The sequence below is a fragment of the Clostridium sp. KNHs214 genome (genome assembly GCF_000744935.1).
In the GTDB taxonomy this organism is placed as follows: Bacteria; Bacillota; Clostridia; order Clostridiales; family Clostridiaceae; genus Haloimpatiens.
Window position 1 is genome coordinate 855,933 of sequence record NZ_JQMW01000011.1, and the last position, 15,702, is coordinate 871,634.

The following is a 15,702-nucleotide window of genomic DNA, read 5'->3' on the forward strand; positions in this document are numbered from 1 at the left end:
TTAAACATAAGCAGGTATTCCAATTTTTAATTTGGTATAATCGCTTAAGTGTTTAACTTCATTTGAGAGATCTGGTCTCTCAAAATTAAACAGAGATATCAGTGAACTTGTCATAATTTACGAAAAGGTGACTTCCTTTTCATGTTCTCCTTAGAAAGGAGGTGATCCAGCCGCAGGTTCTCCTACGGCTACCTTGTTACGACTTCACCCCAATCACTAATCCCACCTTCGGCCGCTGGCTCCTTACGGTTACCTCACGGACTTCGGGTGTTACCAGCTCTCATGGTGTGACGGGCGGTGTGTACAAGGCCCGGGAACGTATTCACCGCGACATTCTGATTCGCGATTACTAGCAACTCCAGCTTCATGTAGGCGAGTTGCAGCCTACAATCCGAACTGAGATCGGTTTTTGAGATTTGCTCCACCTCACGGTCTTGCGTCTCTTTGTACCGACCATTGTAGCACGTGTGTAGCCCTAGACATAAGGGGCATGATGATTTGACGTCATCCCCACCTTCCTCCTGGTTAACCCAGGCAGTCTTGCTAGAGTGCTCAACTTAATGGTAGCAACTAACAATAGGGGTTGCGCTCGTTGCGGGACTTAACCCAACATCTCACGACACGAGCTGACGACAACCATGCACCACCTGTCTCCAAGTTCCCCGAAGGGCACTACCGTGTTTCCACAGTATTCTTGGGATGTCAAGTCTAGGTAAGGTTCTTCGCGTTGCTTCGAATTAAACCACATGCTCCGCTGCTTGTGCGGGCCCCCGTCAATTCCTTTGAGTTTTAATCTTGCGACCGTACTCCCCAGGCGGGGTACTTAATGTGTTTACTGCGGCACCGAGGTTGGACCCCCGACACCTAGTACCCATCGTTTACGGCGTGGACTACCAGGGTATCTAATCCTGTTTGCTCCCCACGCTTTCGTGCCTCAGCGTCAGTTACAGTCCAGAAAGCCGCCTTCGCCACTGGTGTTCTTCCTAATCTCTACGCATTTCACCGCTACACTAGGAATTCCGCTTTCCTCTCCTGCACTCTAGATGCCCAGTTTGAAATGCAGCACCCAAGTTGAGCTCGGGTATTTCACATCTCACTTAAACATCCGCCTACGCACTCTTTACGCCCAGTAAATCCGGACAACGCTCGCCACCTACGTATTACCGCGGCTGCTGGCACGTAGTTAGCCGTGGCTTCCTCCTCTGGTACCGTCATTATCGTCCCAGATAACAGAGCTTTACAACCCTAAGGCCTTCATCACTCACGCGGCGTTGCTGCGTCAGGGTTTCCCCCATTGCGCAATATTCCCCACTGCTGCCTCCCGTAGGAGTCTGGACCGTGTCTCAGTTCCAATGTGGCCGATCACCCTCTCAGGTCGGCTACGCATCGTCGCCTTGGTAAGCCTTTACCTTACCAACTAGCTAATGCGCCGCGGGCCCATCTCAAAGCGGATTGCTCCTTTGATTACAGAACCATGCGATTCCATAATTTTATGCGGTATTAATCTCCCTTTCGGGAGGCTATTCCCCTCTTTGAGGCAGGTTGCCCACGTGTTACTCACCCGTCCGCCGCTAATCCATCCCCGAAGGGATTTCATCGCTCGACTTGCATGTGTTAGGCACGCCGCCAGCGTTCGTCCTGAGCCAGGATCAAACTCTCAATTTAAAGTTTAATCTCAAACTCAAATTCACTGACTTTATGATTTACATCTTCATCTCTGTTTAATTTTCAAAGACCAACTTTTTTCTGTCGCTTCAAGCGACTTAATCATCTTATCACATTAAATTAAAATTGTCAACATTTTTTATTTTTGTTTCAAATTAATTTTTTGTGAATTTGCGTCGCAGTTATTAGCGACATTTGTTATTTTATCATAAAAAGTATATATATCCAGTAAAATAAATATGCTTATAATAGATTATTATTAATTTATTTAATATATCTCTATATTAATTTATTTTTCACATATGGATACACGTGGATTAGTTATTTGTGTATATACATTATATTATCACAAATTATGTAAATATTATTCCAAAATAATCTATAAAAGCAAAAATGAAAGCCATAATTATGTTATTATATAAATTAAGAATATTCTTGTTTTTTATTATTTATTGAGAATATCTTTAGTTTTATACAAAATTCTATAAAATTTTTAGTGGCTTGTAGAATTGAAAAATAAAAACTGTGGATAATTTTTAAGATTTGGCTTAAAAGCGTGCAAAAAAAGACACGACAAAAAGCCTTTTGTTAAAAAGATATGCGTATCATGTGGAAAGATATTTATTTGTGGATATGTTAATTATGAAGCTATTTTAAGAAGTTTATTTATACTTCTAATGTATTCTGGTTTATTTATAGCGTAAGCTAGTATAACATTTATGAGTTTAGAAATAGCCGTTAGGCACAGGTCAGCACGCATAGTTGCGGTGTTTAAAGTTCTTGGTGATTCAATGCATGGGTTAGATTTTAACGATGAAAGAGTTCGTTCAATACATGCACGATTAGGATATTCATCGTCCCATTCATTAGAATTTCTTTGAACACCAGGATAAAGTCTAAAGTCTTTATTGGGATAAACATAAGTCATACGACCACTTTTTTTATCAGTACATGGATTTTCACAAGTATGATAGCACTTACCTTTTTTATCCCTATGGGCTTTGGGACAAGTAAATTTGAATCTTAAGCTTCTATTTTTGCCTTTACAAGGACCTTCAGCTTTAAAAGGGGTTTTGTCTAAAGGACATAGAGGAACACCTTCTATATCATATTCAAGATCACCTATTTTACTGTTACTTTGATTACGAGGGTTAAGAGGTATAAATACTTTTTCAAAGCCACATTGTTGAAGAAAACCAAAGTTATCATAACTATCAAATTCTGAGTCACCTAAGAAATATTTAAATTTAAAGTTAGAGGTGTTACTTAATGTTTCTAAGAATGGCTTAATTACTGGTTTTAAAGAAGCATTATCATAGCAATATTTTTGCTCTTTAGGAGTTTCAAATTCTTTATCAATAGGGTTATAAAAATCTTCATCAAAAAATTTGATATTCAACGGAATGCCCCAACCATTAGTAATTAGACCAAATTTGTAAAAATAGCCGAAATGTCCATTTACGAAGTCTAGCTTAATACTATGGTTTGCAAAAGCAAATTTAGGCATGTTCTTATATGCGACAGCATAAGGATTGAGCTGTTTGTTATTGGTAGCTTTAGCATAGGATTTTACCCTATTTACTTCAGAAACAAGAGTTTTGGGATTATTTTCTTTTACTCTTGGTTTTAAACCTGAAGTATCATATATAAGTTGATAATTACGGTTTTTATGAGGTGAATCATCAGGAAGAGATTCATTGATATTGTTACAAATATCAATGACTTGAGGAACCATTGAATTAAATAAGTCGGCAAGATCACCTTCAAAATCCGTTTTAAATCTACTGAAAAAAGATTCATCAGGAATATCATCATAGAAGCAACAAAATTCTCTTATTTCAGTAGAAAATATAAGAAAAAGATTTAACAGAACAGTAGTAGGAATATGAAATATCTGCATTAGAATTAAAGCAGATAACACTGATGAAAGATTATATTTCCTATCTCTGCCTAAATCGGCATAGTATTTTTGAGTAAAAGATTCTGGAATAAAAGATTGGATATCAAAATTATCAGCAAGTAATTTGATGAAGCCTACAGGTTGCTTTTTTCTAAGGTCTTTAAGTTCGGTTAACTGCTCAAAAATATTAAGTTGCTTAAGTTTATTAATACAAAACATGTAATTCTCCTCCTCTGTGGATAATATTTTGTGTGGTTACATTTATTTTCTCACAGTGGAGGAAAATATAAAAGCCTATCGGCTAAAAAGATAGGCAAATCAACGGTTGTGTAATTTCACAATCGACTACTATAAAATTTTTATAAGGAGGTTTTATGCGTACAAGTTATAAACTTTTTAGGTAATAGTGTATTTAATACGCTATATCTTATATATTTTTATAAGCTTTGCGCAAATAATAAATATGGGGCTATCAAAACAAAACATCTATTCATTTAAGGAAAAAGAATTAAATACTAATTGTTACTATACTTTATGTAATAAAGATAATTGTCTAGATATTAATTCTGTAGGTTGGAGTAGAAATCCAAATCATAATTGCAATATAAAAGGACACTGGTTAAGGAAGAAAAAATTCAACTACTGGAATATATGTAATAAGGACTATTTATTCAATATAACGATAACTAATTTTGATTATGTAGGATTAATCTCTATTTATCTTTTGGACATAAAAAATAAAACTCAAGCTGAAAAAAGTTTTAAAGTTCCTCTCGCTGTTGGATGTAAGCTTCCACATAGGGTATATGGTAATACAACCATTTCTAGAAAGAACTTCAGCCTAAATGTATCCAATAGTAAGGATAAAACAGAGCTACAAGTATACTGTTCAAATTTCAATAATCACATTTTAAAAGGTAATTTTATAATTAATAATAATTTAGAACATGAAACACTAAATATAGTTATACCTTGGAGCACCGAAAAATTTCATTTTACCTCTAAGCAAAACTGTCTTCCTGTCTCTGGTGAACTCCGTATAGATGAAACTAATAGTATATTATTTAATATTAATAATTCCTTTGCGTCTTTAGACTTTGGTAGGGGACTATGGCCCTACAATACTTTTTGGAATTGGTGTTCCTTCTCAGATATACATAATGGAATGAATTTAGGTATTAATTTAGGCAGCGGATGGACAGATGGAACGGGACTAAATGAAAACGCCATAACTATAAATGATAAAATCATAAAAATAAGTGACGATGTTGAATTTATATATGATAAAGCTAACATGATGGACAAGTGGTATATACGTACTAAAAACTCTAATAAAATAGATTTATTATTTTCTCCTTTTATAGAAAAACGTATGAAAACTAATTTTCTAATAGTGAAATCAGATTTTTGTCAACTTTATGGATATTTTTCAGGCAAAATAGTAGACGAAAATAACAAAAATTTAAGCATAAACAATCTTTTTGGGACAGTGGAAGAACATACTGCTAAATGGTAATAATAAATTATTCGCAACTAGCATTTTTTAGTTGCGAATAATCTACAAACTTTATTTTTATATCACTGCTAAGCTAAATTTATCCATTCCTCCATTAACATATCTACTTGTTTTTGCAAAATACTCTTTTGTTCACAAATTTCATTTAATTTTTCAAAATCATAGCTATATTTACACATGTTATTATTTAATTCATCAATATAATTTTCAAGAGAATTAATTTTCTTTTCTAATTCACTTAACTCATATTGTACATTTTTTTCTTTGCTTTTATTAAAATTTTCTTTTTCTATTCCTTTACTATTATTTTTTTGAAGATTAATCTTTTTTATATTATTTTCCTCATCAATTGATGATTTTTCTTCCATACGTTTTTCTCTATAATACTCATAATTTCCTCCATAATTAACAAGCTTTTTATTTTTTAACTCTATAATTCTATTGCAGAGGGTATTTATAAAATATCTATCATGTGATATAAGCAGTATTGTCCCCTTAAATTCTAAAAGAGCCTGCTCCAATGTTTCCCTTGAATCTATATCTAAGTGGTTAGTAGGTTCATCAAGTACCAGAAAATTTATATCATTAAACATCAACTTACATAGCTTTAATCTACTTTTTTCACCACCAGATAGATTTTTAACCTTTTTGAATACACTTTCTCCATAAAACATAAATCTTGCTAAATACGCTCTAGCTTTTCCTTCCGTTATTACAATATCCCCCATAAAGTATTCCAAAATATTTTGTTTATCATCACTAAACATAATATTTTGTGGTAAATACCCAATATTAACACCAGTCCCTAATTGAATTTTTCCATAGTCTGCACTATACTCATTAATTAGCATTTTAATTAAAGTAGACTTACCACTTCCGTTCTTGCCAATAATAGCAACCCTCTCCCCATATTTTATATGCATATTTGCTTCATCAAATAGATTTTTTTTATCAAAACTCTTTATTAACCCTTCAATAGAAACAACATCCTTGCCTGATCTATCATTAATATTAAATGTGATTTTCATATTATCTCTTTCTAAAATCGGCTTATCAATTCTAGATATTTTATCAAGCCTCTTCTGTATACTTTCAGCTCTTTTAAAAAACTTTTCATTATCTCCCCTTTTTCCCCATTCTCTTAAGTCCTTTATTGATTTTTCCATTGCCTTAATTTTCTTTTGTTGTTCTTCGAATGCTTCTAACTGTAAAATCATCCTTGCCTTCTTTTCCTTGATATACTCAGAATAATTTCCTTTATAAGTTTGAGAATTCATATCTTCAATCTCTACTACCTTAGTAACCACACTATCCAAGAAATATCTATCATGAGATACTATAACTATAATGCCTTTATATTTTGAAAGAAATTCTTCTAGCCATTCCATTGCTTCCATATCTAAATGGTTAGATGGTTCATCAAGAAGTAAAATATCCGGATTTTGCAGGAGTATTTTTCCTAGAATAACCATGCTTTTTTCTCCACCACTTAACACTTCAAATTTTTGAACTTTAAACCATTCAGTAATCCCTAGCCCTGTACAAACTTTGCTTAAGTTTTCTTCCATTTCGTATCCACCTTCATGCTCAAAAGACTGCTGAAGTTCACCATACTTTTTAATTACAATATCTAATTCTTTACCAGATAATTTACTCATCTGCAGTTCAAAATTCCTCATATTTTTAAGCATGTTTTTTTGTCTTTCGAAAGCAGTTTTTAAGACATCTAATACAGTATACTCTTTAGGATATTTTGGAATTTGATCTAAATATCCTAAAGTAGCCCCTTTTTTTATTATAAGCTCTCCTTTATCTTGTTTTTCAATTCCTGATATTATTTTTAATATGGTAGTTTTACCTGACCCATTTCTCCCTATAATACCTACTTTCTCTCCTGTTTTTACTTCAAAAGTAATGTTATTAAGAATTTTGTTTGCTCCATAATATTTTTCCACTCTGCTTAATGCTAATTCTATCATTTCTATTTCCTCCTACTTATTCATACATAATTTAATATTGTTTAAATCGACAAAAAAGTCCAAGCAAATAATCGTTGCCTAGACTTTTTCTAAAAATAATATATTTATATATAAATAATGCTATATCATATCACCTAGCACTTAATCCATAAAAATGTGCCTAAATAGTTTTTAATTTAAGTGAAGTGTCATAATTGAAACTTAACAATATAACTATTGTTATATCTCTCATATAAAGATATAAATATTCCATTATGTAACTACAATATTTATTTAGCTACTAAAAATATAAGTTAAAAACTTAAGCTTACATTTTATACTAGTATTTGTGCAAAACTCATTCATATATTAGTGTAAAAAAATCCAGGCAAGCAACCGCTATACCTGGATATATATTCTTAAATTTAATTATCGGCATAAAATGGTTTACTCGCTTTAGTTAATATTATATTTAATTTTAGACGCACTACTCCCTAGGTTTATTGCTGGATTAAAGCAGATTCCAAACATGGAAATTGGTAGTATATCTAAAACAGTATTAACTAAAACCAAGCTTTTCATTTTCACACCTCCTAAATAAAAACTTAACAACTATGTATAATGATAACACATGTTAAAATAATCTACAATATATTTTTTTATATAAGGTACATGAAAAGAAATACCAAGTCAAAGATGCTGGTATATTTTGTTTCAGACAAGAAAACAGGTTCTCGCTAGTAGTAATCGGCGGGTTCTGCTGACGCAGTTATGACGCAAAATAGACTAGCATACTGACTTATTATTTATTTGAATGTGCCTAAAGTATTTTGAATTTTATGTATTGCTTACAAGCTATAGTAAGTTTAAATGAAAAAAGACAATCAAATATGATTGTCTTTTTGGTGGAGAATAAGGGATTCGAACCCTTGACCCCCTGCGTGCAAGGCAGGTGCTCTCCCAGCTGAGCTAATCCCCCATATGGTGGACCTTCAGGGACTCGAACCCCGGACCAACCGGTTATGAGCCGGTTGCTCTAACCAACTGAGCTAAAGATCCATTAACCTGGCGACGACCTACTCTCCCACAGGGCTTCCCCTGCAGTATCATCGGCGCTTTGAAGCTTAACCGTCCTGTTCGGAATGGGAAGGGGTGTTACCTTCAAGCCATAATCACCAGATGCTATAGTTCTTAGGTCTTTAGACCTTAGACATATAGTACTCCTCAGCTTTGCTGAGCGAGTTTCCTTTAAAAGAACTTTATTGTTCTTTCAAAATTGCACAGTGTGGAAAATCTTTTAATTGTCAACTGTCAATCACTAATTGTCAGTTATATTTTGATCAAGCCCTCGACTTATTAGTATCGGTCAGCTGAACATGTTACCATGCTTACACCTCCGACCTATCAACCTGGTAGTCTTCCAGGAGTCTTACTAGCTTACGCTATGGGAAATCTAATCTTGAGGTGGACTTCACGCTTAGATGCTTTCAGCGTTTATTCCTTCCCAACATAGCTACCCAGCTATGCCACTGGCGTGACAACTGGTGCACCAGAGGTTGGTCCATCCCGGTCCTCTCGTACTAAGGACAGCTCCTCTCAAATTTCCTACGCCCGCGACGGAAAGGGACCGAACTGTCTCACGACGTTCTGAACCCAGCTCGCGTGCCGCTTTAATGGGCGAACAGCCCAACCCTTGGGACCGACTTCAGCCCCAGGATGCGACGAGCCGACATCGAGGTGCCAAACCTCCCCGTCGATGTGGACTCTTGGGGGAGATCAGCCTGTTATCCCCGAGGTAGCTTTTATCCGTTGAGCGATGGCCCTCCCACGAGGAACCACCGGATCACTAAGCCCGACTTTCGTCCCTGCTCCACCTGTATGTGTCGCAGTCAAGCTCCCTTCTGCCTTTACACTCTGCGCGCAATTTCCGACTGCGCTGAGGGAACCTTTGGGCGCCTCCGTTACTTTTTAGGAGGCGACCGCCCCAGTCAAACTGCCCACCTAACAATGTCCCGTGACCAGATTCATGGCCTCCGGTTAGAATTTCAATACTGTCAGGGTGGTATCCCAAGGATGACTCCACAGAAGCTGACGCCCCTGCTTCTAAGTCTCCCACCTATCCTGTACAGACAATACCGAAATTCAATGCTAAGCTACAGTAAAGCTCTACGGGGTCTTTCCGTCCAATCGCGGGTAGAAGGCATCTTCACCTCCAATTCAATTTCACCGGATTTGTTGTCGAGACAGTGCCCAAATCATTACGCCATTCGTGCGGGTCGGAACTTACCCGACAAGGAATTTCGCTACCTTAGGACCGTTATAGTTACGGCCGCCGTTTACTGGGGCTTAAGTTCAAGGCTTCGCTTACGCTAACCAATCCCCTTAACCTTCCAGCACCGGGCAGGCGTCAGCCCCTATACATCAGCTTTCGCTTTAGCAGAGACCTGTGTTTTTGCTAAACAGTTGCTTGGGCCTATTCACTGCGGCCTACTCTCGTAGGCACCCCTTCTCCCGAAGTTACGGGGTTAATTTGCCGAGTTCCTTGACAACAATTCTTCCGCTGGCCTTAGGATTCTCTCCTCATCTACCTGTGTCGGTTTGCGGTACGGGCACCATTTTCCTCGATAGAGGCTTTTCTTGGCAGTGTGGAATCGGATACTTCGCTACTAAAATTTCACTCCCCATCACACCTCAGACTTAAGACTGAACGGATTTGCCTGTTCAATCATCCTAAGTGCTTAGACGCACATCCATCAGTGCGCACATCCTATCCTACTGCGTCACCCCATTTCTCAAACGGATCATGGTGGTATCGGAATATCAACCGATTGTCCATCACCTACGCCTTTCGGCCTCGGCTTAGGTCCCGACTAACCCTGAGCGGACGAGCCTTCCTCAGGAAACCTTAGATTTTCGGCCAATGAGATTCTCACTCATTTCTCGCTACTTATGCCAGCATTCTCACTTCTGTACAGTCCACCGCTCCTTACGGTACGACTTCAACCCGTACAGAAAGCTCCCCTACCATATACATTGTATATCCATAGCTTCGGTGGTAAGTTTGAGCCCCGGACATCTTCGGCGCAGGATCTCTTGACTAGTGAGCTATTACGCACTCTTTAAATGAGTGGCTGCTTCTAAGCCAACATCCTAGTTGTCTTAGAAATCCCACATCCTTTACCACTTAACTTACACTTTGGGACCTTAGCTGATGGTCTGGGCTGTTTCCCTTTTGACCACGGATCTTATCATTCGTAGTCTGACTGCCAGGATAAAAGTAAATGGCATTCGGAGTTTGATAAGGTTCGGTAAGCGATATGCCCCCTAGCCTATTCAGTGCTCTACCTCCATTACTCATTACCTGACGCTAGCCCTAAAGCTATTTCGGGGAGAACCAGCTATCTCCGAGTTCGATTGGAATTTCTCCGCTATCCACAGCTCATCCCATGGTTTTTCAACACCAACGCGGTTCGGTCCTCCGCGGAATTTTACTTCCGTTTCAACCTGGCCATGGATAGGTCACTCGGTTTCGGGTCTACAGCATGCAACTAATCGCCCTATTCAGACTCGGTTTCCCTGCGGCTCCGCACCAAAAGTGCTTAACCTTGCTACATACCATAACTCGCTGGCTCGTTCTACAAAAAGCACGCCGTCACACATGTAAAGTGCTTCGACAGTTTGTAGGCACACGGTTTCAGGTTCTATTTCACTCCCCTCCCGGGGTTCTTTTCACCTTTCCCTCACGGTACTTCTTCACTATCGGTCACTAGGTAGTATTTAGCCTTGGGAGGTGGTCCTCCCAGCTTCCCACAAGGTTTCACGTGTCTCGTGGTACTCTGGAGTAGATCTTACTTATATTTCTTTTACCTACAGGACTATTACCTTCTGTGGTGGAGCGTTCCAGCTCTCTTCGATTAGAAAATCTAAGACATTATGATCTATCCTCAACCCCTAAATCCGAAGACTTAGGTTTGGGCTCTTTCCCGTTCGCTCGCCGCTACTTAGGAAATCGATTTTTCTTTCTCTTCCTCCGGGTACTTAGATGTTTCAGTTCCCCGGGTTTGCCTCTGTATACCTATGAATTCAGCATACAGTACTCAGCGTAGCTGAGCAGGTTGCCCCATTCGGAAATCTGTGGCTCACAGGCTATTTGCGCCTACCCACAGCTTATCGCAGCTTATCACGTCCTTCGTCGGCTCCTAGTGCCAAGGCATCCGCCATGCGCCCTTTGTAGCTTGACCTTTTGTTAGTTTGCTAGTTGGCCAGTGTGCTAGCGTGCTAGTGTTTAGCTTGCTAGTTTTAGTAACCTTCTAGAAACTACTTTTTATCAGTTTTCTAGTGTGCTAGCTGTCTAGCGACTAGTACTGATTGTTTATTTTAATTGATTCTCCAGTGAAATCATCACAATTGTAATAATTTCTACTTTTCTTCACTGTGCAATTTTCAAAGAACAAAGTGGTGGGTCTAAATGGACTCGAACCATCGACCTCACGCTTATCAGGCGTGCGCTCTAACCAGCTGAGCTATAGACCCATATGGTGGAGAATAAGGGATTCGAACCCTTGACCCCCTGCGTGCAAGGCAGGTGCTCTCCCAGCTGAGCTAATCCCCCATATTTTTTAGTTCACAGTTAGTATTTCACAATGTACAATTTTTTGTAAAAGTATATGATACTCAACTGAGAATTTTATTATATTAAAGAGATGCAATTTAATCAATCCATAATTAAAGAATTAACCCTTAATTTTAATTGTTAATTCTCAGTTATTAATTATAATTGACTTGGTCTCTCAAAATTAAACAGAGATATCAGTGAACTTGTCATAATTTACGAAAAGGTGACTTCCTTTTCATGTTCTCCTTAGAAAGGAGGTGATCCAGCCGCAGGTTCTCCTACGGCTACCTTGTTACGACTTCACCCCAATCACTAATCCCACCTTCGGCCGCTGGCTCCTTACGGTTACCTCACGGACTTCGGGTGTTACCAGCTCTCATGGTGTGACGGGCGGTGTGTACAAGGCCCGGGAACGTATTCACCGCGACATTCTGATTCGCGATTACTAGCAACTCCAGCTTCATGTAGGCGAGTTGCAGCCTACAATCCGAACTGAGATCGGTTTTTGAGATTTGCTCCACCTCACGGTCTTGCGTCTCTTTGTACCGACCATTGTAGCACGTGTGTAGCCCTAGACATAAGGGGCATGATGATTTGACGTCATCCCCACCTTCCTCCTGGTTAACCCAGGCAGTCTTGCTAGAGTGCTCAACTTAATGGTAGCAACTAACAATAGGGGTTGCGCTCGTTGCGGGACTTAACCCAACATCTCACGACACGAGCTGACGACAACCATGCACCACCTGTCTCCAAGTTCCCCGAAGGGCACTACCGTGTTTCCACAGTATTCTTGGGATGTCAAGTCTAGGTAAGGTTCTTCGCGTTGCTTCGAATTAAACCACATGCTCCGCTGCTTGTGCGGGCCCCCGTCAATTCCTTTGAGTTTTAATCTTGCGACCGTACTCCCCAGGCGGGGTACTTAATGTGTTTACTGCGGCACCGAGGTTGGACCCCCGACACCTAGTACCCATCGTTTACGGCGTGGACTACCAGGGTATCTAATCCTGTTTGCTCCCCACGCTTTCGTGCCTCAGCGTCAGTTACAGTCCAGAAAGCCGCCTTCGCCACTGGTGTTCTTCCTAATCTCTACGCATTTCACCGCTACACTAGGAATTCCGCTTTCCTCTCCTGCACTCTAGATGCCCAGTTTGAAATGCAGCACCCAAGTTGAGCTCGGGTATTTCACATCTCACTTAAACATCCGCCTACGCACTCTTTACGCCCAGTAAATCCGGACAACGCTCGCCACCTACGTATTACCGCGGCTGCTGGCACGTAGTTAGCCGTGGCTTCCTCCTCTGGTACCGTCATTATCGTCCCAGATAACAGAGCTTTACAACCCTAAGGCCTTCATCACTCACGCGGCGTTGCTGCGTCAGGGTTTCCCCCATTGCGCAATATTCCCCACTGCTGCCTCCCGTAGGAGTCTGGACCGTGTCTCAGTTCCAATGTGGCCGATCACCCTCTCAGGTCGGCTACGCATCGTCGCCTTGGTAAGCCTTTACCTTACCAACCAGCTAATGCGCCGCGGGCCCATCTCAAAGCGGATTGCTCCTTTGATTACAGAACCATGCGATTCCATAATTTTATGCGGTATTAATCTCCCTTTCGGGAGGCTATTCCCCTCTTTGAGGCAGGTTGCCCACGTGTTACTCACCCGTCCGCCGCTAATCCATCCCCGAAGGGATTTCATCGCTCGACTTGCATGTGTTAGGCACGCCGCCAGCGTTCGTCCTGAGCCAGGATCAAACTCTCAATTTTAAGCATATATTCCAAATCTTCGATTTGGTATAGTCGCTTAGTTAAACACGTTAGTGTTTAACCTCCTTATTCTATTCAATATAGAAGTATCAAATAGAAAACTAAACCAATCTAAATTTGATAATTACTCATTTAAGAATTTAATCTCAAACTCAAATTCACTGACTTTATGATTTACATCTTTATCTCTGTTTAATTTTCAAAGACCATTTTTTTAACATCATCTTGCGATGTATTTTATATTATCAAAATTAATTTAGCTTGTCAATAGCTTAATCAATTTTATTTTGTTGTCACACATCGCGGCAACAACGACAAGTGTTATTATATCTCCTTAATGTTTTCTAGTTTTTACTTTCCAATGCTTTTTAATAAAATTATACTAATTTTACTCTGTATTTCAGCATATATCTAACTTTTTCTCCTATTGATACACCCGATAACGTTTCTTTATTATTAGCAAATATAGATACACAACAGTGAACTTACCCCAGCCACAAGGGCATGGGGTTTCCTGCTTCTTTACCCTCGTAACATACTATCTCCACAGGCTTAATTCCGATAGTTCCTACCGTATTTATGTACTCAAAGGCTAGATGAGCACATTTATTACATCATATTATTGATTATTTCTTTAAATTTATCTCCTCTTACTTCAAAGTTAGGAAACATATCGAAACTAGCACAAGCAGGTGATAAAGTTACTATATCTCCTTCTTCAGCAATTTTTCTTGATTTTTTTGCAGCTTCCTCTAAACTATTTACTATATATATAGGAATATTTACTCCTTTTTCTTTCATTACTCTATTAAAGGCATCTTTTATTTTATCTTTTGTTACCCCTAAAAGTACAAGAGCTTTTATTTTAGAATAACCTCCTTCAGCTAAAGGTTCAAATGGTATATTTTTATCGTAACCTCCAGCAATTAAAACTACAGGTTTGTCAAAAGAGTTTAATCCTGCCAATGTTCTTGTAGGACTTGAAGCAATAGAATCATTATAGTATTTAACCCCATCTATACTTCTTATAAATTCTGTCCTGTGCTGAACTCCAGTAAAGTTAACAGCAACCCTTCTCATACTTTCTATACTAGCATCTTCATAAGTTGCACAAAATGCTGCTAATAAATTTTCCACATTATGCATTCCTAATATTTTAATTTCCTCTCTTTTACAAACTGCATTGCCTTTTATATAAAGGGTTTCGTCTTTAAAATATCCACCATCTTCAATTATCTCTTTTACACTAAATTGCATTACATTGCCTTTAGCCTCACTGACCATTCCATTTGTAATGTAATTATCTCTATTTAGTATAAGTAAATCTCTTTCACTTTGATATTTAAATATATTTTTCTTAGCTTCTACGTACTCTTCCATCCCCCTATGCATATCTAAATGATTTGGACTTAAATTTGTCACTAATGCTACATCCACAGAGTATTTCATTTTCATAAGTTGAAAACTTGATAATTCTAATACTACTCTGTCTTGTTTGCCTATATTTTCTATTTGCGAAAATAGCGGTGTTCCTATATTTCCACCTACCCAGGCCTTATGTCCTTCTGATTTTAAAATATTATATATCAATGTAGTAGTCGTAGTTTTTCCATCGCTTCCTGTTACTCCAAATATTTTTGCCGGACAATATTTTATAAATTCTTCCATCTCAGAAGTTATATATGCCCCTTCTTCCTTTGCTCTTACTAAAATAGGATTATCAAATCTCATAGAAGGTGTCTTAAACACAACTTGAAAACCTGTTAATTTTTCTAAATATCCTTCTCCTAAGATTGCATTAACCCCCATGCCAACTAATTCATCATATGTGTCTCCTAGTTCTTCTTTACTTTTTTTATCAAAAGCAGTTACCTTCGCACCTAATTTAACTAAAAAATGAATTAAGGGTTTATTACTAACTCCTATACCTACAACTGCCACCTTTTTTCCTTTTATAAATTCTTTAAATTCTCTAAATTCATGTCTCATATATATACCTCCAAAATAAGTGTTATCGCAATCCATTCCATTATTATTATATCACTGAAATAAAAAAATAAAAATTATATGTACCCTTAAATAAATTTTAAAGTTATCTTCTATGGCATAAAGAAGAATTTTACAATTTGTTAACGACACAAAACTACAAAGAAGGACATTGTGCTTATTGTTCAAATTGCGTGAATTTATTTAATTTAAAAACTTTATTTTTACCTATTGAATCTTATAACAAACCTATGTTATACTTCTCTTGTGCCGTAAGAAAGTATTAATAATTCCCCAAGTT

5 protein-coding genes, 4 tRNA genes and 4 rRNA genes are annotated in these 15,702 nt (G+C 38.1%); 1 reads left to right on the forward strand and 12 read right to left on the reverse strand.

Annotated elements, in window-relative coordinates:
- Window positions 1-154: 154 nt before the first annotated feature.
- Window positions 155-1,665: ribosomal RNA gene (locus tag CC89_RS12610) — 16S ribosomal RNA — on the reverse strand.
- 640 nt (window positions 1,666-2,305) lie between these two features.
- Window positions 2,306-3,784, reverse strand: a complete 1,479-nt coding sequence (locus tag CC89_RS12615) for a transposase (protein WP_035289274.1) — start codon at window positions 3,782-3,784, stop codon at window positions 2,306-2,308.
- A gap of 244 nt (window positions 3,785-4,028) precedes the next feature.
- On the opposite strand from CC89_RS12615, the gene CC89_RS12620 reads away from it, so the two are divergent.
- Complete coding sequence (locus tag CC89_RS12620) at window positions 4,029-5,081, forward strand: DUF2804 domain-containing protein (RefSeq protein ID WP_051931754.1); 1,053 nt, start codon at window positions 4,029-4,031, stop codon at window positions 5,079-5,081.
- A 68-nt stretch (window positions 5,082-5,149) separates the two neighbouring features.
- Here CC89_RS12620 and abc-f read toward each other — a convergent pair whose 3' ends face one another.
- From abc-f to murD, 10 genes are all read right to left on the reverse strand, one after another.
- On the reverse strand, window positions 5,150-7,060 hold the full coding sequence (gene abc-f / locus CC89_RS12625; protein ID WP_035292653.1) for a ribosomal protection-like ABC-F family protein: 1,911 nt from the start codon (window positions 7,058-7,060) through the stop codon (window positions 5,150-5,152).
- Between the two features lie 435 nt (window positions 7,061-7,495).
- Window positions 7,496-7,621 carry a hypothetical protein gene (locus CC89_RS21170; RefSeq protein ID WP_286161351.1) on the reverse strand — a complete coding sequence of 42 codons (126 nt, stop codon included), beginning with the start codon at window positions 7,619-7,621 and terminating at the stop codon, window positions 7,496-7,498.
- Between the two features lie 321 nt (window positions 7,622-7,942).
- Window positions 7,943-8,018, reverse strand: a tRNA-Ala gene (locus tag CC89_RS12630).
- Window positions 8,019-8,021: 3 nt separating this feature from the next.
- A tRNA-Ile gene (locus tag CC89_RS12635) sits at window positions 8,022-8,098 on the reverse strand.
- Window positions 8,099-8,102: 4 nt separating this feature from the next.
- Window positions 8,103-8,219 (reverse strand): 5S ribosomal RNA (gene rrf, locus CC89_RS12640).
- A gap of 156 nt (window positions 8,220-8,375) precedes the next feature.
- Window positions 8,376-11,280, reverse strand: a 23S ribosomal RNA gene (locus CC89_RS12645).
- Between the two features lie 215 nt (window positions 11,281-11,495).
- Window positions 11,496-11,572: transfer RNA gene (locus tag CC89_RS12650), tRNA-Ile, on the reverse strand.
- A gap of 3 nt (window positions 11,573-11,575) precedes the next feature.
- Window positions 11,576-11,651, reverse strand: a tRNA-Ala gene (locus tag CC89_RS12655).
- A gap of 253 nt (window positions 11,652-11,904) precedes the next feature.
- Window positions 11,905-13,415: ribosomal RNA gene (locus tag CC89_RS12660) — 16S ribosomal RNA — on the reverse strand.
- Together the 16S, 23S and 5S rRNA genes with 4 tRNA genes alongside form the textbook arrangement of a ribosomal RNA operon.
- 609 nt (window positions 13,416-14,024) lie before the next feature.
- Window positions 14,025-15,404 carry a UDP-N-acetylmuramoyl-L-alanine--D-glutamate ligase gene (gene murD / locus CC89_RS12665; protein ID WP_035292656.1) on the reverse strand — a complete coding sequence of 460 codons (1,380 nt, stop codon included), beginning with the start codon at window positions 15,402-15,404 and terminating at the stop codon, window positions 14,025-14,027.
- Window positions 15,405-15,702 lie beyond the last annotated feature (298 nt).

What these genes read in the sequence shown, in the direction of transcription:
- CC89_RS12615 (WP_035289274.1), bottom strand. Translation starts at nt 3,784, where the DNA reads ATGTTTTGTATTAATAAACTTAAGCAACTTAATATTTTTGAGCAGTTA.
- murD (WP_035292656.1), bottom strand. Translation starts at nt 15,404, where the DNA reads ATGAGACATGAATTTAGAGAATTTAAAGAATTTATAAAAGGAAAAAAG.
- CC89_RS12620 (WP_051931754.1), top strand. Translation starts at nt 4,029, where the DNA reads ATGGGGCTATCAAAACAAAACATCTATTCATTTAAGGAAAAAGAATTA.
- abc-f (WP_035292653.1), bottom strand. Translation starts at nt 7,060, where the DNA reads ATGATAGAATTAGCATTAAGCAGAGTGGAAAAATATTATGGAGCAAAC.
- CC89_RS21170 (WP_286161351.1), bottom strand. Translation starts at nt 7,621, where the DNA reads ATGAAAAGCTTGGTTTTAGTTAATACTGTTTTAGATATACTACCAATT.